Source organism: Ruegeria sp. YTSC002 (genome assembly GCF_059609845.1).
The window spans coordinates 1-21,225 of the sequence record NZ_JBXWML010000021.1 but is presented as its reverse complement, the minus strand read 5'-3'; the positions used below and the strand labels follow the sequence as shown (position 1 = coordinate 21,225).

The following is a 21,225-nucleotide window of genomic DNA, read 5'->3' as shown; positions in this document are numbered from 1 at the left end:
CGGCAGAAAATCCTTGTCTAGCGCTCGGATACAGGCGATCTTCACCTCAAACGACACGCCACTTGGGGAATGCAGGCTACAATGTTCTCGATTTCGGTCCCGAGCGGGGGTGGCTCGCCATTGACCCCAAGGGACTCTTTGGGGAACGCGGGTTCGACTATGCCATTATGTTCCTCAATCCTGATCTCACAGCGCCTTATCATCGAATCGCTGTCGATCGTGGCCGTTTCTTGCGGCGCCTCGATCTGGTGGCAGAGGCCGCTGACCTCGAACGTCATCGGTTGCTTCGGTGGATACTGGCATGGTGCGGGCTTTCTTGCGTTTGGAGCTCTCATGATGATGACGCTGTATCTGTTGCCATCGAGGTCGCTCGATTTGCCGCAGCAGAGCTGGATCTCTGAAATCGCGTGGCAACCACAAGATACAACTTGGACAGCAAGGGAGAATGAACCGAATGTCTGAAGCAGCGAAGCAGTTTGCACAGTCTTTTTTCCACGGGACGAAAGCAGACCTCAAACCAGGCGACGTGATCAAGGTGGGCCACGGCTCCAACTTCCTCGAAGAGGGCGCGCTTTCCTGGACCTACTTTTCGGCAACAATGGATGCGGCTATATGGGGCGCTGAGCTCGCAAAGGGTGAAGGGCCTGAGCGCATCTATGTGGTCGAGCCGACCGGTCCGATTGAAGATGACCCCAATCTGACCGACAAGCGGTTTCCTGGGAATCCGACCATGTCATATCGCTCGCGTGATCCGTTAAGGATCATCGCCGAGGTGAAGAACTGGCAGGGACATCCAGAGGAACAAGTTCTCAATATGAAGCAAGGGCTCGAGCGCCTGAACGCTGAAGGCGCAAACGTCATAATTGACTAGTAAATAGTTGCCACTTGGGGCAGCACAAAAGTCACCCGCCACTCGAAAAAACTGACTAGCAAGTACTTGCCGAGCAGCACTATCTAGAAGGAACGATATCATGACCTATGTCGGACGCTTTATTGGCGCAATTCCGACCGACAACAATAAGGTCTATCGAAACTGGGTACTCTTCCAGATGGGGAACACCGAGCTATTTCGTGAACCATCCGTTTCTTACAGCTGGTGCAGCCAAATATTTGCGCGATAAGGGAGCAGTTCTTGTCGGGATCGACAGCCTCAATGTGGACGATACGGATGACCCTTCGCGTCCGGCTCACTCCATCTTGCTCGCGGCAAGCATTCCGGTTGTTGAAAGCTTGGTGGACCTCCACAAGCTTCCGTCGTCCGGCTTTCACTTCTCTGCGGCCCCGGTTCATGCATAGGGAATGGGTGCCTTTCCAGTTAGAGCTTGGGCGCGAATCTCCGGCTAGAGGAGAGTGCATAAAGCTGCCCCTAGCTGACGTTTCGCGCTACCAACTAGCTGTTGGTCCACAGGTCAAGCTGGTACGGATTACTTCTGTCTCACCTGTTCCCGTCGATCCACTTCGACATGAGCCCCTTGTCGCGGAAGCATTCGTCCGGAACGGCGCGCCGTTTGATCCGTGCAAGCTTCTCCGCGAAGGCTACCTGCTTTGAGGTCGGCAGCCGGTCCATGTCAGATACCGGCTTCAGCTGGGCCTGCGCCTCGATCCAGGCGCTGAGCGACCGACGGTCCTTCTGAACCTCCCAGGGCAGGAGGGTCTGGTTGCGCAGGGCGAGAGACCGCGCATAGGCGATCTGCTTGGCCGTCGCGGGCAGGGCATGCGTGGTGCTGTCAATCGGGAAACTCCCTTGCTGGGTAAGCGGTGCGCCGGCCCCGTGGTTTCGGCTTGATGTGACTTCGGGCATGCCGTCCTGCAACTGAGTTTGCGGGAGGCTTGCCATGGAGCACCAAAACGAGCACCGGATGGAGGTGCGTGGGTCGAATGGAGTGTCGCGGATCGAGGTCCTTGATGGCCCGACCGGTCGTCGGCGTTGGCCGGATGATCTCAAGGCGCGGATTGTGGCCGAGAGTTTTCAGCCCGGCGCGCGGGTCTGCGATGTTGCGGCGAAGTATGGGCTCTTAGGTCTTCTGACAGCCCGCCGCAGAACTCACACTCGAATTTTATATCAGACATTTTCTTTAGAAAACCCCGATCCTGTTGCCGCAGGTATCGACCTAGTTCACCAATCTGCGCGGCCCATTCTCATGGAACATGCCATTTCCAACGGATTCGGCTTTGGCGGCGTTAATGCAAGTGTCGCTTTCCGGCGATGGCAATAACAGTCCCGGACGGTGCTTCCGCGACCACTTCGGCTCACGCCCTCGCTATCCGTGGCAGTACCGAATTCGTGCAGACCTGCCGGCCCATGTCGTTGGCGAGACTGAGCAGGTTACGAAGCGCCGCGCTGCGGTTGGACGGCGACCAGACAGCCGAGAAGGCGACCGGCTCCGGCTCGTCGGCGAAGGGCAAGAAGACAATGCCGGTTGACGGCAACAGCGCCGTGGCCGCACTGACGATGGTGATGCCGAAGCCCTGTCCGACCATGGACAGCAGCGCGCCGCGCCCCACGTCGAAGCGCAGGATCGACGGCGCGGGCCAGAGTCCGGCATGGCGCAGCACGATATGGCTATGAACTTGCGGGCCAGTGCCGCCATGCCGAACAAGAAACGTCTCGCCCGCCAGATCGGCCCATGTAACGGCCGACCGCTCGGCGAACGGATGCCGCTCCGGTAACACCGCCACGAGCGGTTCGGTCCATATGTGGCGGGAATGGCAGTCGGGCAGCTCGGGCGTGCCGGCCACGAACACCACGTCCAGCCGGTCGGCGCGAAGCTGCATGACCGCATCGCGGGCCGTACCTTCGGTCATTTCGACTTCAACGCCGGGGTGGTCTTCGCGGTATTGGCCGATCAGCTTTGCGAGGAAGCTGCGAGGGATCAGGGCATGGATACCGATGCGAAGCCGGCCGCTTTCTCCGGCTGCCGCCATGCCGGCGGTCTTCACCGCATGGTCGAGTTGGTCGATGCCTGCGGCTATCCGCTCGACGAAGTGGCGTCCGGCCTCGGTCAACCGAACACCCCGCGCATGGCGCTCGAACAGAACGATGCCAAGGTCTTCTTCCAGCGCCTTCACGCGGGCGCTGACGCTGGATTGCGCCACGCCGAGCGCATTGGCGGCGTGGCGGAAGTTCAGATATTCGGCGACGGCGAGAGTGTGAACTAAGGTCATCATCGGCACTCGCCCCGAGAGGAGATGATGGCTCAACGGATTTAATCCGTCATTCCTCGTAAGTCTACGCATACCAATTCGCCATGACTCAATCACAATGAAGTTGCGAAAGGTCTGCGTAGTATTGGCAGACATATTAAATAGAGAATCGCGCCGACAATCCAAACCCAACCGTTCCATGCTCCTATGGTGGCAGAATAGAGTGCCGTGAAGCCAAGCGGTCCCGCGATAGAGCTTAGATTGGTGAGGCTTGTAAGCGTTCCCTGTAAAGCTCCTTGCTTGTTACTGCTGACATTGTTTGAGAGCATTGCCTGCAAGGCCGGCATGCCAACACCTCCGGCGGCAAGCAGCAACAAAATCGGGAACACCATCCATCCCTGCGTGGCAAAAGCCAGAAGAATGAAGCCAGTCGCATCCGCAGCCATGCCAAAGAGTAGCGTACGCCGCTCTCCAAGCCGGCCTGAAAGCGGGCCGGTAACAAACGCTTGGAAGATCGCATGTGTTGCTCCAAACGCCGCAAGCGACAAACCAACAGTCGTGGTGTCCCACTGAAAACGGTCCTCGCCATAGATGACCCATAGAGCCGCAGGCACTTGGCCGATCAGTTGAATGATGAAGAAAACTGCGAAAAGCGCAGCTAGCCCGCGCAATGTATCATCCAGCCGGAACAGAACGAATGGTTTGATGCGAACCGGCTTTCCGGTCCCGCCATGGCTGCGATGAGTCTCCTTGAGAAAAATGCAGGCAAGCAGGAACGCGAAGCCGTTGAGAAGGGCAGCGGCGATAAACGGAGTATGGGCAGAAATACCACCGAGCATACCACCAAGTGCTGGCCCGGCAATCATGCCTGCCCCATAACAGGCCCCCATGTAGCCGAACCAGCGTGCGCGAGAACCTTCCCCCGTCGAATCCGCAATGGTTGAGGCAGCTACAGCTCCGGTTGCGCCCGTGATGCCGGAGACGAGCCGGCCGATATAGAGCACCCATAAGACCGGCGCTGATGCCATAATCGTGTAATCGACTGCGGCTCCCGCAAGGGAAGCCAGAAGCACCGGACGCCGACCGTAAGCATCTGAAAATTGTCCAAGCACGGGCGCGAAGATGACCTGCATCAACGCATAGAGTGACAGCAAGGCACCATAGTGACCAGCGACCTGCTCCGCCGGCACAAGCTCGCGCAGAAGCGTCGGAAGGACCGGCATGATGAGGCCGAGTCCCATGGCGTCGAGACTGACGATCAGCAGGGCGATGATGGCAGAGCTGCGCACCTGAAACTCCAGCGCCGCTCAATGCGAGCGACTTTATCAATGATAAGGACATAGACATAGAACTTATCGGTGATAAATTGTCAAGCGTTGGCGAAGGAACGTGAATGACCAAACTGGACAAGGGCACCGTGATCGCAGCGGCGCTGGAGCTGCTGAACGAGGTTGGCATGGACAACCTGACGACGCGAAAGCTCGCTGAACGCCTCAAGGTTCAGCAGCCTGCGCTTTACTGGCATTTCCAGAACAAGCGCGCGCTGCTTGACGCACTGGCCGAGGCAATGCTGACGGAACGCCACACCCGCTCGCTACCCGAAGAGAACGAAGACTGGCGGCTATTCCTGAAAGAGAACGCCCAGAGTTTCAGAACGGCGTTGCTCTATTATCGCGACGGGGCGCGCATCCATGCCGGCACTCGACCGACAGAACCGAATTTTGGCGCTGCCGAGACACAAATACGCTTTCTCTGCGCGGCGGGCTTTGGTCCGAAGCACGCTGTTTGGGCGCTCCGGGCGGTCAGTCACTATGTGGTCGGTTCCGTTCTCGAGCAGCAGGCATCTGATGCCGATGAGAGAGTTCCGGACAGGCCAGATGTGTCCGAGCAAGCACCGTCGTCCTTCCTGCACGATCTGTTTCACGAGTTGGAAACAGACGGCATGGATGCTGCGTTCAACTTCGGACTCGACAGCCTCATCGCTGGTTTCGAGCGGCTGCGTTCATCTACAACAGATTAGAGGCTTATGCCCCTTTGCCGCCCCAACTGCCACGACACCGATCCGCTTTGCACGATGCCTATGACCTCACAGCCGAGCTGGCGGTCGATGACCGGCCGCCACGGGACAAGGGAAATGAGCGGTATCTTGCCAGACAGGATACCGCCATTCACGAGGTTTCGAAGATTATTGCGCCGCATCGGAGCGGGCTTGCTTCCAGTCGTCGGCTAGACGACTGGCGACTTCTCGGTGGCAGCATCACGGGATCGAAGGAGCGCCAGCCCCAACGACACCAGCACTGCCATTGCCGTGGCGTAACAAATCACGGGCCACGCTGTATCGCCGTTTAACAGCGTCACCGCCAATGTCCCGACGATACTGACTATCAGGCTTTGGATGCAGAAGTAGAACGCAACCGCTGATCCAGCGATGTCGTCGAACTGCGCAAGTGCGCCGTTGGCGGTAACGGACACCGTGAAGACAATGCCGACCGCGACAACCCACATCGGCAGGATGAAGCTGAAAAATGACGGCGATCCGAAAAGTTGGCCGATCCCCAACAGGATCGCGCCGGAAACGAGCAACGCCATCCCGCGCGCTACGCATCCCGCGATACCCCATTTGGCAACGAAGGACTTTGCGAAGCGGGTTGTCGTGACCATGACCAGCCCGACAGTCGCGAAGGCCAAGCTAAATCCGATCTCGGAATAGCCGGCTTGGCCTATGAGAACACGGGGGGCTGTCGAGAAGAAAACGAAGAATGTGCCCATGCCGGCACTAAATCCGACCGTGTAAACCCAAAAGGCCGGACTCGCGAAGATCGGCAAAACAGATCGTTGCGTTCTGGCCTGATCCAACGGTCGGGTTTCATGCCACCTGAAACTGGCGTTTAAGAGTGCGAGCGAAGCCAGTGCAGCCAGTGTGATGAAGATCGCCTGCCATCCCCAAAACTCGCCGATCAGCGCACCGGCTATAGGGCCGAGCGCAGGCACGAACGCCAGCATCGAACTGAAAAGGCCGTAGATGACGGCACCTTCGGGACGATTGGCATATACGTCGCGCACGGTCGCGAAGGTGGCCACCAGCATGGCCGATGCTCCAACAGCCTGAACCAGACGAAACGCAACAAAGGCTAATGCAGTTGAAGAACAAGCCGCTCCCAGAGACGCAGCAACGAAAGCCGTTGCGCCTACAAGCAGGATCGGCCGTCGCCCGACGCGATCGGAGAGTGGCCCAAAGATCACTTGGCCCACACCGAGCATCACCATGTAGAGGCTCAACGTGAGTTGGATTATGGATGGAGTCGTGTTCAGGACGCCCGGCATCGCCGGAACGACTGGAAGATAAATATCCATCGCCAGCGAGGCGAGGATGTCGAAGGGAGCCATAAGCAGCAAGGCTGCCGGCAGCGTATAGGCCCACGCGGGGCGTGTGGTGGTCATGACGAATCAACCGCTCGATTAAGGATACCGGGCAGCGTCTGCTCGTCAGCAATCAGATGGGATTGGTCTTACAGAGCGCCGCAACAACAATTCTGATGTTGCGGCTTACTTGTCTGCTGACTTGGAATTTCCCATGCTGATGGCTCCACGATTACGAAATTGAATAGCAGCTCTTATCGAATTAGTTGTTGCGTTGCAACCTGCATTCCCCAAGTGGCGTGTCGTTTGAGGTGAAGATCGCCTGTATCCGAGCGCTAGACAAGGATTTTCTGCCGCAAGCGGCACGCCACTTGGGGAATGCAGGATAAAGACTGGTTATAATGCGGCCTTCATCCTGACTCGTTCAGAACGTGACAACCTTGTTTTGGCTGACCCTAAATCGACCGATTTGTTGAAGCCAATACTGTTTGGAACCCAGCTCCAGCAATGGAAATCTGAAGCGCCAGAAAAATGGATAATTTATATCCCAAAAGCAGGTATTAATATCTCAGACTATCCTGCAATCGAAGATTGGCTTCGGCCTCATAAGGCAAAGCTCGCAGCTAGAGCTGCCAAGCAGAAATGGTTTGAGCTGCAACAGCCACAACAGAAATATCAAGCCACTTATGAGGGCACCAAGCTAATCTACCGAGACATCGCAAATCGACCCAGTTTTTCAGTCGATACAGGTAATTACATTGACATGACTTGTTTCTGCATACCTGACGCGAGCCACTTTGAGGTGGCGTTACTATCATCTTCTGTTTTGTGGTTTTCATTAATTAGTGAAACGACGGTGGCCAGGGGCGGCTATTTTCGGATGAAATCACAATACTTGGAACCTTTACCCATTCCAGATGCCACTCCCGCTCAAAAAGCCGCCCTTGCCACCCTCGCTGAAACTGCTCAAACCCACGCAGAGGCTCGCTATAGCCTGCAAACCGCTCTGACCCGCCGGATACCCGATCTCTGCCCGCCTGACCGCGAACCCAAGTTGACCAACAAGCTCAAGGAATGGTGGACACTGCCCGATTTTGCCGCCTTCCGCGCCGAGGTGAAGAAGGTGTTCAAGGCCGACATCCCGCTGGCCGAGCGGTCCGACTGGGAGGATTGGATCAACCGCGACCGCGCTGAGATCGCCCGCCTGACCGCTGAGATCGCCCAGGCCGAAGCCCGGATCGACAGCATCGTCTATGACCTGTTCGACCTGACCGAAGACGAAATCGGGCTGCTAGAGGCGGCAATCTAACCGGCGCGCACACAGATTGTTGCCCAAACACAACGCCTGGAGACGCAAGAGAACAATCGAAGAACTCACGCTTGCAATTTGGTAAATTTTCTGTTAAAATGAAAAATGGACCGAACCCTTTATGGGTCGGTCCTTTTCCGTAACCGCAGTGCGATTCGGCTTAACTGTCAAAGGGTATGTCCCATGAAGAGGAACACCCGTCAAGCAAAATCGTACTGCACCAGCGTCATGAAAGGACGTAAATGCAGTATACAATGCAAATTTTTGAGTACGAAGACAACGATCAGTTCCGTGTTATCGACCGTGAAGGAGAGCCTTGGTTCGTTTTGACTGAGGTCTGCAAAAAGATCGGAATTGCGAACCCACGGGATGCCGCGAGCCGTCTTGATGACGATGAGAAGGATGGCGTCGGAATTTCCGACGCCATGGGCAGGGAGCAGAAGACCACCGTCATCAGCGAGTCCGGCCTCTACTCTCTCGTGCTGCGCTCATCCAAGCCAGAAGCAAAGCGTTTTAAGAAATGGATCACCTCAGAAGTCCTTCCGAGCATTCGGAAAACTGGCTCTTATGGTGGTCACGTTCCAGCCTTTATCAAGCGCTACAACGAGAACTGGAACAGGGTCAGCGCGGGTCATTTCTCAGTGATCAACGAACTGGTTGTCAGGTTGTGGGGACGCCTTGAAATGGTCGGCCACATGATGGCGGACCGGGCCCCGAATGGGACACAACTACGCCCCGATACCAGCGTAGGAAAGCTCTTCGCAAAGTGGCTCGACGAGAACCATCCCCGGCTGAGTGGGTCTCACTCGATGTACTCACACAAGACCGATGAGTGGGAAGGCGATGCACGACAGTATCCAAACAGTATGCTGCCGCTATTCATCGAGTTCGTTGATAACGTCTGGATTCCCGAGCATTCGGAGCGTTATTTCAACACTCGCGACCCAGCGGCGCTGCCCCATCTGCCCAAGCTGCTACCAGCGAAGGCAGCTTAAGATCGTTCGCCCCTTTGGGGGCGTCCGCGCGAAGCGCCGGGCCTGTCAGCGGGTGGCCTTCAGGTTGCCCGCCGACAGGTCACCCTGAAACCGCCCACCACCTGGATCACACCAGAACGCAAAAGGCCCCCGCCTGCTGACGGGGGCCTCGATCATTGCAGTGGTGCGGACTGTTACTCGGCTGCCATCCGGTCGGCCTGCGCGGTGCGCTCCATGATGTAGTCCACGGCCTTCTGCGCCTCGGACGCGGCGCGAAAGATCGCACGGTTGTCTTCCTTCATCGCCTCAAGCCAGCCTTCAACATATGCAGCGCTCTGGTCGAATTCGGGCTCCACCCCGATCTGCGCGCAAAGCATGCAGTTGCCAATCTCCGCGACCAGCTCCTCGAAGGCGTATGCCTTACGGTCATTGAACCTGCCCAAGCGGTCCAGCCGCTTTGTCGCGCCTGTCCAGTGGGTCAGCTCATGTGCCAAGGTGCCGTAATATCCTGCGGCTCGGTGGAACGTGCCAATCGGCGGCATGTGGATGCGGTCGGTCTTGATGTTGTAGTAGGCACGCGGCTCTTCGGTGCTGTCGATCTGTGCGCCACTTGTTGCAAAGAACGCTTCCAACGTAGGATCGGCTTTGGTGCCAAGATCACGGGGCGGATCGGGCAGGATGTAGAATTCAGCGGGCAAGCCCTCGATCTGGTCGGCGTTAAACACGCGGTAGGCCTTGGCATAGGGGATCTGGCGTTCCTCGCCGTTCTCGTCCTCGCGCTCAACGGTGCCGTATTTCACGACCGTCGCGGATTTCTCGCCCTTGCGAACATGGCCCCCAAGCTGCTTGGCCTGATTGAACGTCATCCAGCGGGCTGAGCTGTAATCCTTGGCCATCGCTGTCGCCCAAAGCATCAGGATGTTGATGCCCCGATAGGCCTCGCCGTTAAACCGTTCCGGCAGGCTGACCCCACCTCCTCCACCGGTCCACGGCTTGCGCCAGGGCGGCGTCCCCGCCTCGATCTGCGCGACAATCTGATTGGTGACATGGGAATAAACGTCAAACTTCTCTGCGGTCATTTGTGACCCTCCTTTGAGTGACGCGGGCCGGGTCTCTTCCCCTTTCCGCCAATGGGCGGGCCTTCCTGTTCTGATCTTTGGAATGCCCATGCATTCCGAAGGGCAGAGCAGGTAAGGGCAAAGCCCGTCCTGCGGCCTGGCGGGGCCGTGACAACCGGGTGGAGGGCGTGAATTTGGGAGGGAACCGCGCGCCTGCGTGTGGGAGGAACCGGAATTCTCGACCGGAACCGACGCCACCGGCGGCGCTTGCCGGTTTTCTCGGACCCGCCGGGATGGCAGGCGGATCAACAGAATTTGGAAGCTGTCAGGGTTGGGGTGAGCGGGCTTTAGCCCGTCGATCCCCTGCCCTGTCTATCTCTCAAAGCGAGACCGGCACGCTGCCGGGATCACAGGATATTCATACTGCAAATTCTGCTGCCAGAGCGAACATAGGCCCAATCTGTCCAGCATGATGGCTGGCAAAGCTGACTTCCTCAGAAGACCCGTCACATCAAATTGTTCTTTATATGTTCCACGGAAAACCATACAATCTCCAGTAGAGCCAAGCAGGGAGCCAAGATGAAGATCAGGGTCACTCAGTTCATCGAGTTTGCATACGGAGACAAGCGAAAAGACAAGGCAAAGGTCAAAAGTATAATTGGTGACCTCGACTTGCCATATGACCCTGCAAGGGACCGCTACAAGCAATTCCGGGAAGCCATGGCTTCTCTTGAAGATAAAAAGATTTCGACTGAAAAATTCTTGGCGCTGCATTCTAGCGTTTCCGCAAACAAATCTGCCGGATATAAGGTTCTGTGCCAAAATTATCTGGACCTAAAAGAAGATCACGCGCTCATCTGGCAAGGACGCAGCCCGGTAGAAGCAGACATTTCTGGCCTACGTATCACGACAGCTTGGTATCTGCGTACTGAGGCAAACAACCAGAGACGAATTATTTTCCTGCATTTCGGGAAGGAACAACTACCCCGGAAAAAGGAGCGAGGTTTGCTGACTATACTGCGACTTGCGCAACCAGATTCTGCGGGCGTCGGCATTCTCAACATCCAACCAGGAACACTGATAACCGCAACGCGGCTAGATCAAAACGAAGCCGATTATTTGAAGACTCGCGCTGAGAAATTTTTGTATCTTGCCAAGGAGTTGCAGTCAGGCGAGTGAAGAACCACCATTCAACGAATGTCGCATATATCGCGTGGTTCCGATGGCTGGCGGCAGGGTAAAACTACCGGATGAACCTCCGAGAACGCGTAGCAAAGAACATCATTGATCGTCGCAAGAACCTTGGCCTGAGCCAGGAAGACTTGGCGAAACAGGCAGGCCTCAGCCGTGCCTATGTTGGCAAGATCGAGAACGCGCGATTTTCTGTGACCATCGACACGATTGAGAAGATTGCTCATGCTCTGGAGGTTGACGCGGATGTCCTGTTCGAACCCCGATAGCCAGACGCGAGAGCAGCGATCTCTGGCTTGCTTCACTCGACCGAGGCATCCGGCTTCTGATCGAACAGGATCACCCTCCCGTCGCCACTGTCCGGATCGTTGACCAGAACAAACGGCACATCGGCCCCGTCCTTCTCATAGAGACAGCGGTATTTCATCTTGCCGTCGAGCGGATCGCGCACCTGGTCATAGCGGAAGCTGTGCGGGATGCCCTTCTCGATCCAGCCTTCAACACCTGCGGGCGTCACAAGCGATAGCGGCTTTCCGTCCAGCAAGATCGTCTTGCCCACGTTGAACACTTCATACATCCGTTCAGTCTCCTCTGATATGCCATCGGATTGCGTCACAGGCTGTGACCTTCGCCGCGATCCTTGTCCCGCGTGTTTTCATTCTCGTCGTCACCGCGCTCCTGTTCGCGCTCGTCCTCGATCTCCAGCCGCCCGCGCGGCTTGTTCAGCACGTCTTTCAGGCGTTCGTTGACGGACGGCTTCCGCGCCGCGCGTCCTGTCTCCTCGCCCAGATCATACTCGCTGTGACCGTCCAGCTTGTGAACCGCTGCCTGGCCGTCGCGACCGGCGTCCTTTTCCATGATCTCCTTCAGCCGCTCACGCGCATAATTGCGGCCTTCCGGTTTCGGCGTGTCGTCCTGGTCCCGTGACCGGCCCAAGACACGCGCCAGCCGCTCCCGGAAGTCATCCGGGTTTCGGTCGCGGTCGTGATCTTTCGCAGTCGCAGCCCTGAGTGCCGCCAGACCGGCAGAGACGCGGCCCTGCCCGGCCTCGCGCTCGATGCCGTAGGTCTCGCGCGCCAGTTCCAGCCGCGCGCGCATTTCACGGAACGCGGCGCGGGCTTGGCGGGCGGCATGGACCACGGCCCCGCGCTCGGTGACGGGTTTGTATTCCCGTCCCTGGCGCTCGGCCATCGCCTTCGCCCGCCGCTCCATGGAATTGGCCGCTGGCCCCAGCTTCAGCTCGGGGTCGCGGTCCAGCTCCTCGGCGGACAGCTTGTCGCCACGCTCCTGGGCGGCCTCGCGCTGCGCTTCGAGCGACCGGTGATCAACGCGCTCCACCTCCCCTGCCCGCTCCAGCGCGCGGTTCTGCAACTCGGCCCAGAGGCCACGCATCTGCTCGATCTCGACACCACCGGTCTTCGCGGAATCGAGCACGCGAGTCTTGGCGGTGAAGCCTTCTGGTTCCAGCCTGCGAGTGGAGGTCAGAACATGGGCGTGATGATTTCGCTGATCGCCCTCCCGGTGCGGCGCGTGGATCGCCACATCGACGGCCACGCCGTAGCGGCTGACCAGCTCCTGGGCGAAGTCGCGGGTGATCTGCGACCGGTCCTCGGCGCTGATCTCGGAGGGCAGGGCCAGCTCCCACTCGCGGGCGGTGACGGAGTTGCGGCGGGTCTCTCTGGCCTCGACCTCGTTCCAGAGGCGGGACCGATCCGTGGCCCAGTCCGGCGCGTCTTTCGGTGCCAGGATGAAGGTCTCCTCGATCCCCTGCTTGCGGGTGTAATCGTGGACACGACCTTCACGCTGGCACTCGATGCGCTCCCCGACACGGTAGGCCGCGGCTGCCGTGGCAGAGCGTCCGGCGCTGCGTTTGATCGTCTTCACAGAGAGGTGGTAGCTGGCCATGCGCCCTCCCCTCTTCCGTGATGCGAACGATCATCGCGCGCGCCGCTGCTGACCCCGGCCCTTGCCCCAACATGGGCCACCGGGTCAGCCGTCTTTTCCCCGATGGATCGCGCCCTGCCCCGGCGCGCTACGAATGGAAAAGACAGCCCGCCCGAAGCGAGCCTTTGGCTCTCCGAGGCGCGGGCTTGCCAGTGATCTGCCCCCAGATCCCCAGCCTCATGGGGGGCGGGATATGGGGACAGATCACTGGCGGTTTGCCGGAGGCAAACCCGGTTCGGGTCGGCACCGTCAGGTCCGGCGACACGAACCACCCGCAAGGGAGACGCCAGTGGCAGACCGGCCCCCACCGTGGGGCATCGGGCGAGACACTGGTGCGACATTGCGGGACGCGATCCAACTGCCAAAGTTGGCCCTGGAGAGTTTGAGAGGCCGGGAGGGCCTTTCATTCCGGCGCGGTTCGCGTCGGACGGAGTTCGCCATCGGCTGAGGCCCTGCCTCAAGGAGATCGCACGCAAATCTCGGAACCATAGGTGGAGAGTTTGCATAAGTGCGCCCTTGTCCTTTACAGGCCTACGGGTAAGCGCTATCGCTGGTTGTGGCAAGCCTAACCTTTACACCTGCCCTCTTTGAAGTGGATTCCCGAATTGGCCGAGACTGAGCTTGAACGTGCCGAGAAACGCTACGCCCAGGCCAAGGCCCGCCTTCAGGCTCTGAAGAACCGGGAAGCCACCAGACAGCGCAAGCTGGATACACGGCGCAAGGTGATCCTGGGCGGGGCGCTCATGGACCTGGCGGAACGGGATTCCAATGCCGCCGCCATGCTCGACCGGCTGATCCGTAACCTCTCCCGCGAACAGGATCGCAAAGCCTTTGCGGAGTGGGACGCTCCCTCCCCTACCCCAAGCGATGACGGTGCAACCTGATGCGGAGCGTGATGCTCGTCTTCGGGGGTCTGTTCCGCTTCTTCGGTCGGTTGATCTTCACGCCTATCATGCTCGGATGGTTGATCGGAGCGATGGCCTTCGGAGCGATGCTCGGAACGCTTGTGGCCACACCGTTCATCTTCACCTTCTTCGACCAGACGCCCGGCGAAAGCGCCTGGCAATGGCTGGTCTTCGGTCCATTCATGTTCGTGGGTGCTGTCTTCGGGTTCCAGTACTGGCGCATGGCCTCAGGGGCGGATGCGTATTTCGGGCTGACCGGCGACAGCCACGGCTCGGCGCGGTTTGCCAACCGCAAGGAGCTGAAGAAGCTGGAGCGGAGCAAAGGGCAAGACGATGCCGGACTTCTGATCGGACGCAATCCGCACACAGGGCGGCTCTTGCGCTATGACGGCCCGGCGCATCTGATCACCCTCGCCCCGACACGGGCCGGGAAAGGCGTCGGCACCGTGATCCCGAACCTGCTGGCGGCGGAACGCTCGGTCCTGGTGATTGACCCCAAGGGTGAGAACGCGAGGATCGCGGGCGAGGCCCGGCGGCGCTTTGGAACGGTCCATGTCCTTGACCCCTTCGAGGTCAGTGGGCACCCCTCGGCCTGCTATAACCCGCTCGACCGGCTAACACCGCACAGCCTCGATCTGGGCGAGGATGCCGCCTCCCTGACAGAGGCGCTGGTCATGGACCCGCCGGGCCAGGTGACGGAAGCCCACTGGAACGAGGAGGCGAAAGCCATCCTCGGCGGTCTGATCATGTTCTGCGTCTGCCACGAGGACCGCGACCGCCGGTCCCTCGCCACCGTCCGGGAATATCTCACCCTGCCCCCGGAAAAGCTGCGCGCTCTGTTGGAGCTGATGCAGGACAGCGACGAGGCAGGCGGGCTGATCGCCCGCGCCGCCAACCGCTTCCTCGGCAAGGCGGATCGAGAAGCCGCCTCGGTTCTGTCGAACGCACAGCGGCACACCCATTTCCTGGACTCGCCCCGGATCGCGAAGTGTCTGGCGCGCTCGGACTTCGCCTTTTCCGATCTGCGCCATCGGATCACTTCGGTGTTCCTTGTGCTGCCTCCGAACAGGATGGACGCCTACAGCCGCTGGCTGCGCCTTCTGGTCTCTCAGGCCCTTCAGGACATTGCGCGAGACGCTGAGCGGCCTCAGAACGCGTCAGAGGGCCGTTCTGAGCGCCTTACGGCCCCTGCCCTCTTCCTCCTCGATGAATTCGCCGCCCTGGGCCGTCTGGAGGCCGTAGAGCGCGCCATGGGGCTGATGGCGGGCTACGGGCTTCAGCTCTGGCCGATCCTCCAAGACATGAGCCAGCTCAAGGACCTTTACGGCGAACGCGCTGGCACCTTCATCGCCAATGCCGGGGTGCAACAGGTCTTTGGGGTGAATGACTTCGAGACGGCCAAGTGGCTGAGCCAGATGATCGGCCAAGAAACCGCCGGGTTCCAGACTGACAGCTTCAAGCCCGGTGATGGCCCCAGCTTCTCGAACAACCTCACGGGTCGCGATTTGCTGACCCCCGATGAAATCATGCAGCTCCCGCCGAAACGCCAGCTCCTGCGCGTCCAGGGGCAGGCCACCGCCGTCGCGCAAAAACTGCGGTACTACGCCGATCCTGAATTTGCCGGGCTGTTCACGCCCGAAACCCCATAACCCGAAAGCAATCCACCATGTCTGACACGCCTGCCTCCCCTGCCCCGCTCTCGGATGATGATCTGCGCGAAACGCTCGATCTTCTCGCCACGGCTGTCGCCAGCATCTCGGATCGGGTGGATGATCAGACACGGGTGCTCGACCGCGTGAATAAGACGGCGACGGAAGCCCGCTCTGCCGCCTTCGCCGCGCAAAAGCAGACGGACCCGGAACACTATGGCGAGATTGTCGGCGCAACCATCAACGGCAAGATCGGCGACACCCTGACCCGCGTCGGCCAGATGGCCGGTGATCTCCTCCGGGCGTCCAACCACACTCAGGAAGTTCTCAGGAAAGCTGAGGATGCCAGGTCGGACACAATGCGCCAGCTCTGGGAACGGGAACAAAAGCTGGAGCGCTTCAAAAGCCGTCTTCCATGGTTCGGCCTGGGTGCCGTCGTTCTTACTCTTGTCCTGACGGTGACGCTTCCTCGTTTCTTAGCCAGCAACGCATCCATGTGCGCTGTCCTTGGAGCGTCCTGGACCACGACAACCACGGGTGTTGATGCCTGCGTGTTTTATCAGCGGTGAAGTGCTGATGGTGATCGGCTCTGACTGAGAAGCTGGGTGTTATATTTGTGTTAAAATCTGTGTTACGCGTCTTCAGAACCGGCGCAAAGCTTTGAAAAATAATGGTTTTCCCTGAGTTCTGGTAACTAATAACACGAATCCCGGTAACTGAAATCCTGCTTTTGGTAACTGATAACACGAATCTTGACTGCGGTAACTAAAACCACGAATGTCGACTCATGGTAACTGATAACACGAATACTCTCGCCCCGCTCCTGCCGGATCGCCATCCGCAGCATGATCTGTTCATTTGTGATGTGGCGGACGCTGTCCTGAAGGACGTGATGCAGCACATGGAGCATCCGTTTTATTCCCTCTCAAAGAAGCCTGAGACGACGATCAAACGCTATGAGAATGGCGATAAGTGGCTTCAGATCACGCCGAGCGTGAAAGGCTTGGCGACGATCTATGACAAGGACATTCTGATCTACTGTATCAGCCAGATCATGGCGAAGCTGAAAGAAGGTGAAGCCGTCTCTCCTCGTGTGCGGATCAACTCCAGAGAACTGCTTATCTTCACCAACCGAGGGACAAGTGGCCGGGAATATCAGTCCTTGCTTGATGCCCTTGATCGCCTCGAAGGAACGCGGATTAGGACAAACATCGTCACTGGCGATGAAGAGCAAGTCGATGGTTTTGGACTGATCGACGCGTCGTCGATCCGCCGGAAACATGGCCTCGATGGCCGTCTTCTCTGGTGTGAAGTGAAGCTGTCAGATTGGGTTTTTAACGCAATCCGGAACGAAGAAGTGCTGACTCTCCACCGGGACTACTTCCGCCTGCGCAAGCCCATTGAAAGACGGGTGTACGAGATCGCTCGGAAGCATTGCGGGCAGCAGAAAACCTGGCGCATCACGCTGGCTAAGTTGCTGCTTAAGACTGGGTCGCAAAGCCCACAGAAGCGCTTTCGGCAGATGATCCGGCAACTCGCAGAGCATGACCATTTGCCGGACTACCATGTTACCTTTGAAGATGAAGCTGACATGGTGGTGTTCACTAATCGCGGCACGATGTCCACTGCTCAGCTTGTTGAAGGCAGTATTCCACCGCTGCAGTCTGACACCTACGAAGAAGCGCGCCATGCAGCGCCTGGTTGGGACGTTCGTTTCCTGGAGCGTGAGTGGCGCGGCTGGTGTGTTGAGCCACCCCGCAATGCCGACCGGGCCTTCATCGGGTTCTGCCGAAAGTGGTTTGAGAAGCGAGGCAGGCCCTGAGATTAAAAACCGGTTACAGAAATAAAACCGGTAAGAGATTTAATTCAGGTATTGGATTTAATTCCGGTGTAAGATATACAACCGGTAACAACAAAGCGGCAGGATCGAGCAATGCCCGTCATCGTAATGGCAAGCCCCAAAGGCGGGGTTGGAAAATCAACATGCGCCGTTCTTCTGGCGTCTGAGTTCGCCCGCATGGGCGCGGACGTCACGGTGCTTGACTGTGACCCGAACAAGTCTCTTACCCGGTGGGCATCGCATGGCGCACCTTCTGGTGTGACCCTGAAGGGCGATGTTGGTCGTTCAGAGATCGTTCCAACCATCCGGAGCGCAGACGGTGACGGCAAAATCGTCATTGTGGACCTCGAAGGTGTTGCGTCCCAGCTCGTCAGCCGCGCCATTTCCCAGGCGGACCTGGTGATCGTCCCGATGCAGCCAACAGCGCTCGACGCAGAGATCGGCTCAGAAGCACTGGCATTGGTTCGCGAAGAGGAAGAAGCGCTTGGGCGGTCAATCCGGCATGCGGTGGTGCTGACCAAGACCAGCGCAGCCGTCAAAAGCCGCGTACAGAAGGAACTCGAAGCACAGCTCAGCGGGGCAGGGATCGACGTGATCGAGCCGTCCCTGGTCGCGCGCGCAGCGTTCTCGGAACTGTTCGCCTATGGGGGCGATCTGACAGCGATGATGAATGACCCAGAGATGGTCACAGGCGGCAAGGTAGATAAAGCGTTGGCAAACGCTCAGGCATTCACGGAGGCGGTTTATGAGCGGCTCAAATAGGCTTGCGGGGCTGAAAGCCCGTCCGAAAGGGACGACCGTTGAAGAAGTACGGCGCGTAGATGAAGTTGGCGAAGCGAGAGGCTTTCTGGATCGAACCCCACGAAAGAAGCCGGGCCGCAAACCAAGCCCGCGCACGTACCAGTTACATCCCAAAGTGCTGCCGGAAGTTGGTGAAGCAATCGCTTCTGAGGCTGAAGCGATTGGGATCACACAGGGACAACTCATAGAGCGGATGTGGTCTGCCTATCGCGGCTGAGTAACCATGCAAGCTTTACATTAAAAGCTCGCATGAGGACGCTAGCCTAAAACTCAATAAAACATGGGGAAAGCGCAGCATCTCGCAACATGCCACTTCCGTCATGCAAGGTTTATGGGTATTATATCCATACAACCCTGCAAGGATTTGCACGTGAAAGCAGCGACCGAGACCACCTGGAACAAAGGCCGTGTCGTGGGCAAAAAGCCACCTTTGACGCCTGACCAGGTTTCCCTGATCCGAATGCTCCTGCGCCAGGAAAAAGCCTTGCGTGATCTGGCGCTGTTCAACACCGCCCTCGATACCAGCTTCCGGGGCTCCGATCTGGTGCGGCTGCGGGTGGCAGATGTGGCGACCCCAGCAGGGGTGCGCGAGATCGTCGAAATCCGGCAGAAGAAAACCGAGGCCCGCAATGCGCGCCCGGTCCAGGCGCGATTGTCTTCAGACACGCGCGACAGCCTGCGCGCCTATCTCACCGCCTCTGAAAAGCCGCTGCACGGCTGGCTCTTCACGGGGCAGGGGGCACGATGGTCCAATACCCACCTCAGCGAAAGCCAGCTTTGGCGGCTATTCCGCTCCTGGCTGGAAAAGGCACATCTCGATCCCAGCCTCTACGGCCTGCATTCGCTGCGCCGGACCTTCCCGACCCATATCTACCAGCAGACCGGCAACCTGCGCGCGGCCCAGCTGCTGCTCGGCCATGCCAGCATTGAAAGCACCAAGGAATACATCGGTACCGAACAGGCCGAAGCCCTCGAAATTGCGCGCAAGTATCACCTGTGACGGCTATGCAGACCTATCTTGAGAAACGCCAGCCTGCGCAAAAAATGGCCCGGTTCTACCGGATGGCGGTCATGCCGAACCTGTTCGGCGAATGGACGCTGTACCGCGAATGGGGCCGCATAGGGCAGGGCGGTCAGGTTCGGATGGATTGGTTCGAGGACGAGAACCAGGCCGTCGCGGCTCTGATTACACTGGAAGCCTCCAAGCGTCAGCGCGGCTACTGGGTGGAGCCTCAGCAGCTCGCGATGTTTGGATAACTTTATTAGCCCAGTTTACATCTGAGCGGGATGTCTATATGTCCTTAGGACATATAGACATCCCGCTCGAACCTAGTCACGCTTTTATTTGCTTGGGGTCTGTTACGGCTGAGTGCAGGATCGTACGTTAACGCGCCACAGCCCCCGTTTTGAGCCCTGTGGTCGCTTTCGTTATGGCGATGAGCGTGGTGCGCCCGTTTGTTGGCCGTGAAGGTGGCAAGAAATAGGGGTGATTACTTCACAACTTTGCCCCGGTTTGCCGCCGCCACCGGTATTCGCCGGTGAGCAGGATGTGAGCCCATCCAAGCGGCGAGATATGCGCAAGAAGAGCGGGGTCGCAATTCAACCCGGCCCGCTGCCGCGCGGCTACAGCCTGACCGAGGTGCTTGGTGTTCCAATAGATGATGATGGCGGCGAGGAGGTTGAGGCCAGCCATGCGGTAGTGCTGCCCTTCGGTGGTGCGATCCCGGATTTCACCCTGTCGCCCGATGCGCAGGGCGTTTTTCAGGGCGTGATGGGCCTCACCCTTGTTCAGGCCAATCTGGGCCCGCCGCTGCATGTCGGCATCGAGGAGCCATTCGATGATGAAGAGGGTCCGCTCGACGCGGCCGATTTCGCGGAGTGCCAGGGCCAGCTCGTGCTGGCGCGGATAGGCCGCGAACTTCTTGAGCAGCTGACTGGGCGGCATGACGCCCGTCACCATGGTTGCAGCAGACCGCAGCACGCCGGGCCAGTTCTGGACGACAAGGCCCTCGCGGATCTTGCCGCCGATCAGGCTGCGCAATTCGTTTGGCGCTGACGCCGGGTCGAAGAGGTAGAGCCGTCTGGATGGCAGGTCGCGGATACGCGGGATGAACCGGAACCCGAGCAGCGACGTCACGGCAAAGACGTGATCGGTGAAGCCGCCGGTGTCGGCATATTGCTCTGTGATCTTCCGCCCCGCCTCGTTCATCAACAGCCCGTCCAGGATGTAGGGCGCTTCGCTTACGGTGGCGGGAATGTTCTGGGTGGCGAACGGACCGAACTGATCGGAGACATGAGTGTAGGCTTTCAGCCCCGGCGCATTGCCATATTTTGCGTTGATTAGATTCATCGCCTCGCCCTGACGCGCCGCCGGGAAGAACTGTCCATCACTGGATGCGGTTGTGCTTACGCCCCAGAACTTTGCCATCGGCAATCTGGATTGTGCGTCTATGACTGTCGCCAGTGCCCGGTTGATGGCGTCGCTTTCGATGTGCCAGCGGGACAGGCGTGACAGTTGTAGGTAATCATGGGTGTTGCTGGCTTCGGCCATCTTACTCAGGCCAAGATTCAGCCCTTCCGCCAGCAGAACGTTCAGCAGCCCAATCCTGTCCTTACAAGGGGCACCTGTTCGCAGATGGGTAAAGGCGTCTGTGAATCCAGTGGCTTCATCCACTTCCAGAAGCAGATCGGTGATGCGGATATCTGGAAGTTGCCGATAGAGATCGAGGACGAGCTCTTCCGCCTCGTCAGGTACGGCAGTTGTCAACCGCTCGATCTTGAGTGTGCCATTCTCGATAGACCCGCCGGGGATGGCTCCGTGCCTGGCGGCACGCGCTAAACGGTTCAGGCTGTCGGTGATCCGCACCTTTCGATCTGAAAGCCAAGTGGCCGGATCAAGAGGCATGGTCAATGTGGGGATGGCAGAAACAGCTGAGATTGGCACAAGAGCCTGTTTCAAATCAGCGTAGCGCCTTGAATGCCCCAGCCAGATATCTCCGGAACGGAAGGCATCGCGCAGATGAAACAGCACTGCAACCTCCCAGAGGCGA

25 protein-coding genes and 1 pseudogene are annotated in these 21,225 nt (G+C 58.6%); 17 read left to right on the top strand and 9 right to left on the bottom strand.

All coding sequences use genetic code 11. The features are described 5' to 3' along the window. From AC2FFD_RS21720 to AC2FFD_RS21710, 3 genes are all read left to right on the top strand, one after another. Positions 1 to 401 (top strand): aminoglycoside phosphotransferase family protein (locus AC2FFD_RS21720; protein WP_496874120.1); only part of this gene is annotated, 401 nt, incomplete at its 5' end. A 53-nt stretch (positions 402 to 454) separates the two neighbouring features. Continuing rightward, complete coding sequence (gene arr, locus AC2FFD_RS21715; protein WP_258124042.1) at positions 455 to 871, top strand: NAD(+)--rifampin ADP-ribosyltransferase; 417 nt, start codon at positions 455 to 457, stop codon at positions 869 to 871. A gap of 107 nt (positions 872 to 978) precedes the next feature. Next, positions 979 to 1,296 carry a cyclase family protein gene (locus tag AC2FFD_RS21710; RefSeq protein WP_258124040.1) on the top strand — a complete coding sequence of 106 codons (318 nt, stop codon included), beginning with the start codon at positions 979 to 981 and terminating at the stop codon, positions 1,294 to 1,296. A 139-nt stretch (positions 1,297 to 1,435) separates the two neighbouring features. Here the strand turns inward: AC2FFD_RS21710 and AC2FFD_RS21705 are convergent, their stop codons facing one another. Then, positions 1,436 to 1,732 carry a hypothetical protein gene (locus tag AC2FFD_RS21705; protein WP_496874121.1) on the bottom strand — a complete coding sequence of 99 codons (297 nt, stop codon included), beginning with the start codon at positions 1,730 to 1,732 and terminating at the stop codon, positions 1,436 to 1,438. Between the two features lie 103 nt (positions 1,733 to 1,835). Here AC2FFD_RS21705 and AC2FFD_RS21700 point away from each other — a divergent pair, with 103 nt between their 5' ends. Further along, positions 1,836 to 2,216 (top strand): transposase, encoded by a 381-nt coding sequence (locus tag AC2FFD_RS21700; protein ID WP_496874119.1) that lies wholly within the window; start codon positions 1,836 to 1,838, stop codon positions 2,214 to 2,216. Positions 2,217 to 2,250: 34 nt separating this feature from the next. Here the strand turns inward: AC2FFD_RS21700 and AC2FFD_RS21695 are convergent, their stop codons facing one another. Then, entirely contained in the window at positions 2,251 to 3,168 is a 918-nt protein-coding gene (locus tag AC2FFD_RS21695) for a LysR family transcriptional regulator (protein ID WP_018426325.1), read from the bottom strand. Between the two features lie 89 nt (positions 3,169 to 3,257). After that, the gene (gene tet(G), locus AC2FFD_RS21690) at positions 3,258 to 4,433 is read right to left on the bottom strand and encodes a tetracycline efflux MFS transporter Tet(G) (protein WP_018426326.1); all 1,176 of its coding nucleotides are present in this window, start codon (positions 4,431 to 4,433) and stop codon (positions 3,258 to 3,260) included. 104 nt (positions 4,434 to 4,537) lie between these two features. Here tet(G) and tetR(G) point away from each other — a divergent pair, with 104 nt between their 5' ends. Continuing rightward, the gene (gene tetR(G) / locus AC2FFD_RS21685) at positions 4,538 to 5,164 is read left to right on the top strand and encodes a tetracycline resistance transcriptional repressor TetR(G) (protein WP_024353490.1); all 627 of its coding nucleotides are present in this window, start codon (positions 4,538 to 4,540) and stop codon (positions 5,162 to 5,164) included. Here tetR(G) and AC2FFD_RS21680 read toward each other — a convergent pair. Further along, positions 5,161 to 5,277: pseudogene (locus AC2FFD_RS21680) on the bottom strand (DUF3363 domain-containing protein); the annotation flags it as partial. The gene tetR(G) and the pseudogene AC2FFD_RS21680 sit on opposite strands and share 4 nt — an antisense overlap. A 93-nt stretch (positions 5,278 to 5,370) precedes the next feature. Further along, positions 5,371 to 6,585, bottom strand: coding sequence for a chloramphenicol/florfenicol efflux MFS transporter FloR (gene floR / locus AC2FFD_RS21675; RefSeq protein WP_084929431.1), 1,215 nt, complete (start codon positions 6,583 to 6,585; stop codon positions 5,371 to 5,373). A gap of 364 nt (positions 6,586 to 6,949) precedes the next feature. Between floR and AC2FFD_RS21670 the strand changes: the two genes are divergently transcribed. Further along, positions 6,950 to 7,813 carry a DUF8810 domain-containing protein gene (locus tag AC2FFD_RS21670; protein ID WP_496874118.1) on the top strand — a complete coding sequence of 288 codons (864 nt, stop codon included), beginning with the start codon at positions 6,950 to 6,952 and terminating at the stop codon, positions 7,811 to 7,813. A gap of 242 nt (positions 7,814 to 8,055) precedes the next feature. Further along, positions 8,056 to 8,808, top strand: a complete 753-nt coding sequence (locus AC2FFD_RS21665) for a BRO-N domain-containing protein (RefSeq protein ID WP_071974167.1) — start codon at positions 8,056 to 8,058, stop codon at positions 8,806 to 8,808. Positions 8,809 to 8,981: 173 nt separating this feature from the next. Here AC2FFD_RS21665 and AC2FFD_RS21660 read toward each other — a convergent pair whose 3' ends face one another. Further along, positions 8,982 to 9,866, bottom strand: a complete 885-nt coding sequence (locus AC2FFD_RS21660; RefSeq protein WP_071974168.1) for an ArdC family protein — start codon at positions 9,864 to 9,866, stop codon at positions 8,982 to 8,984. Between the two features lie 558 nt (positions 9,867 to 10,424). Between AC2FFD_RS21660 and AC2FFD_RS21655 the strand changes: the two genes are divergently transcribed. Together AC2FFD_RS21655 and AC2FFD_RS21650 are read left to right on the top strand one after the other, a co-directional pair. Further along, on the top strand, positions 10,425 to 11,024 hold the full coding sequence (locus tag AC2FFD_RS21655) for a hypothetical protein (RefSeq protein ID WP_067267007.1): 600 nt from the start codon (positions 10,425 to 10,427) through the stop codon (positions 11,022 to 11,024). Positions 11,025 to 11,095: 71 nt separating this feature from the next. Further along, positions 11,096 to 11,305 (top strand): helix-turn-helix domain-containing protein, encoded by a 210-nt coding sequence (locus tag AC2FFD_RS21650; RefSeq protein WP_096873672.1) that lies wholly within the window; start codon positions 11,096 to 11,098, stop codon positions 11,303 to 11,305. A 32-nt stretch (positions 11,306 to 11,337) separates the two neighbouring features. Here the strand turns inward: AC2FFD_RS21650 and AC2FFD_RS21645 are convergent, their stop codons facing one another. Next, positions 11,338 to 11,613 (bottom strand): hypothetical protein, encoded by a 276-nt coding sequence (locus AC2FFD_RS21645; protein ID WP_067267003.1) that lies wholly within the window; start codon positions 11,611 to 11,613, stop codon positions 11,338 to 11,340. A gap of 35 nt (positions 11,614 to 11,648) precedes the next feature. Beyond that, entirely contained in the window at positions 11,649 to 12,941 is a 1,293-nt protein-coding gene (mobQ, locus tag AC2FFD_RS21640) for a MobQ family relaxase (protein ID WP_067267002.1), read from the bottom strand. A 626-nt stretch (positions 12,942 to 13,567) separates the two neighbouring features. Between mobQ and AC2FFD_RS21635 the strand changes: the two genes are divergently transcribed. The 8 genes from AC2FFD_RS21635 to AC2FFD_RS21600 all read left to right on the top strand — a co-directional run bounded on the left by AC2FFD_RS21635 (position 13,568) and on the right by AC2FFD_RS21600 (position 19,432). Beyond that, entirely contained in the window at positions 13,568 to 13,864 is a 297-nt protein-coding gene (locus tag AC2FFD_RS21635; protein ID WP_496874117.1) for a mobilization protein, read from the top strand. 11 nt (positions 13,865 to 13,875) lie between these two features. Then, positions 13,876 to 15,534 carry a type IV secretory system conjugative DNA transfer family protein gene (locus AC2FFD_RS21630; protein ID WP_496874116.1) on the top strand — a complete coding sequence of 553 codons (1,659 nt, stop codon included), beginning with the start codon at positions 13,876 to 13,878 and terminating at the stop codon, positions 15,532 to 15,534. A gap of 17 nt (positions 15,535 to 15,551) precedes the next feature. Then, on the top strand, positions 15,552 to 16,103 hold the full coding sequence (locus tag AC2FFD_RS21625) for a hypothetical protein (RefSeq protein ID WP_067266998.1): 552 nt from the start codon (positions 15,552 to 15,554) through the stop codon (positions 16,101 to 16,103). A 218-nt stretch (positions 16,104 to 16,321) separates the two neighbouring features. Then, on the top strand, positions 16,322 to 17,356 hold the full coding sequence (locus AC2FFD_RS21620) for a replication initiator protein A (protein WP_067267019.1): 1,035 nt from the start codon (positions 16,322 to 16,324) through the stop codon (positions 17,354 to 17,356). A 111-nt stretch (positions 17,357 to 17,467) separates the two neighbouring features. Continuing rightward, positions 17,468 to 18,136: a ParA family protein gene (locus AC2FFD_RS21615; RefSeq protein WP_067267018.1), complete on the top strand. Its 669-nt coding sequence runs from the start codon at positions 17,468 to 17,470 to the stop codon at positions 18,134 to 18,136. Beyond that, on the top strand, positions 18,120 to 18,392 hold the full coding sequence (locus tag AC2FFD_RS21610; protein ID WP_496874115.1) for a chromosome partitioning protein ParB: 273 nt from the start codon (positions 18,120 to 18,122) through the stop codon (positions 18,390 to 18,392). The genes AC2FFD_RS21615 and AC2FFD_RS21610 overlap by 17 nt, the downstream gene beginning before the upstream one ends. 153 nt (positions 18,393 to 18,545) lie before the next feature. Beyond that, positions 18,546 to 19,175, top strand: coding sequence for a tyrosine-type recombinase/integrase (locus tag AC2FFD_RS21605; protein WP_158524859.1), 630 nt, complete (start codon positions 18,546 to 18,548; stop codon positions 19,173 to 19,175). A 5-nt stretch (positions 19,176 to 19,180) separates the two neighbouring features. After that, entirely contained in the window at positions 19,181 to 19,432 is a 252-nt protein-coding gene (locus AC2FFD_RS21600; protein ID WP_037275343.1) for a WGR domain-containing protein, read from the top strand. Between the two features lie 238 nt (positions 19,433 to 19,670). Here AC2FFD_RS21600 and AC2FFD_RS21595 read toward each other — a convergent pair. Further along, the coding region (locus tag AC2FFD_RS21595) for a Tn3 family transposase (RefSeq protein ID WP_496874114.1) at positions 19,671 to 21,225 on the bottom strand (1,555 nt) is incomplete at its 5' end.

What these genes read in the sequence shown, in the direction of transcription:
- arr (WP_258124042.1), top strand. Translation starts at nt 455, where the DNA reads ATGTCTGAAGCAGCGAAGCAGTTTGCACAGTCTTTTTTCCACGGGACG.
- AC2FFD_RS21710 (WP_258124040.1), top strand. Translation starts at nt 979, where the DNA reads ATGTCGGACGCTTTATTGGCGCAATTCCGACCGACAACAATAAGGTCT.
- AC2FFD_RS21700 (WP_496874119.1), top strand. Translation starts at nt 1,836, where the DNA reads ATGGAGCACCAAAACGAGCACCGGATGGAGGTGCGTGGGTCGAATGGA.
- AC2FFD_RS21695 (WP_018426325.1), bottom strand. Translation starts at nt 3,168, where the DNA reads ATGATGACCTTAGTTCACACTCTCGCCGTCGCCGAATATCTGAACTTC.
- floR (WP_084929431.1), bottom strand. Translation starts at nt 6,585, where the DNA reads ATGACCACCACACGCCCCGCGTGGGCCTATACGCTGCCGGCAGCCTTG.
- AC2FFD_RS21665 (WP_071974167.1), top strand. Translation starts at nt 8,056, where the DNA reads ATGCAGTATACAATGCAAATTTTTGAGTACGAAGACAACGATCAGTTC.
- AC2FFD_RS21660 (WP_071974168.1), bottom strand. Translation starts at nt 9,866, where the DNA reads ATGACCGCAGAGAAGTTTGACGTTTATTCCCATGTCACCAATCAGATT.
- AC2FFD_RS21655 (WP_067267007.1), top strand. Translation starts at nt 10,425, where the DNA reads ATGAAGATCAGGGTCACTCAGTTCATCGAGTTTGCATACGGAGACAAG.
- AC2FFD_RS21650 (WP_096873672.1), top strand. Translation starts at nt 11,096, where the DNA reads ATGAACCTCCGAGAACGCGTAGCAAAGAACATCATTGATCGTCGCAAG.
- AC2FFD_RS21645 (WP_067267003.1), bottom strand. Translation starts at nt 11,613, where the DNA reads ATGTATGAAGTGTTCAACGTGGGCAAGACGATCTTGCTGGACGGAAAG.
- mobQ (WP_067267002.1), bottom strand. Translation starts at nt 12,941, where the DNA reads ATGGCCAGCTACCACCTCTCTGTGAAGACGATCAAACGCAGCGCCGGA.
- AC2FFD_RS21630 (WP_496874116.1), top strand. Translation starts at nt 13,876, where the DNA reads ATGCTCGTCTTCGGGGGTCTGTTCCGCTTCTTCGGTCGGTTGATCTTC.
- AC2FFD_RS21625 (WP_067266998.1), top strand. Translation starts at nt 15,552, where the DNA reads ATGTCTGACACGCCTGCCTCCCCTGCCCCGCTCTCGGATGATGATCTG.
- AC2FFD_RS21620 (WP_067267019.1), top strand. Translation starts at nt 16,322, where the DNA reads ATGGTAACTGATAACACGAATACTCTCGCCCCGCTCCTGCCGGATCGC.
- AC2FFD_RS21615 (WP_067267018.1), top strand. Translation starts at nt 17,468, where the DNA reads ATGCCCGTCATCGTAATGGCAAGCCCCAAAGGCGGGGTTGGAAAATCA.
- AC2FFD_RS21610 (WP_496874115.1), top strand. Translation starts at nt 18,120, where the DNA reads ATGAGCGGCTCAAATAGGCTTGCGGGGCTGAAAGCCCGTCCGAAAGGG.
- AC2FFD_RS21600 (WP_037275343.1), top strand. Translation starts at nt 19,181, where the DNA reads ATGCAGACCTATCTTGAGAAACGCCAGCCTGCGCAAAAAATGGCCCGG.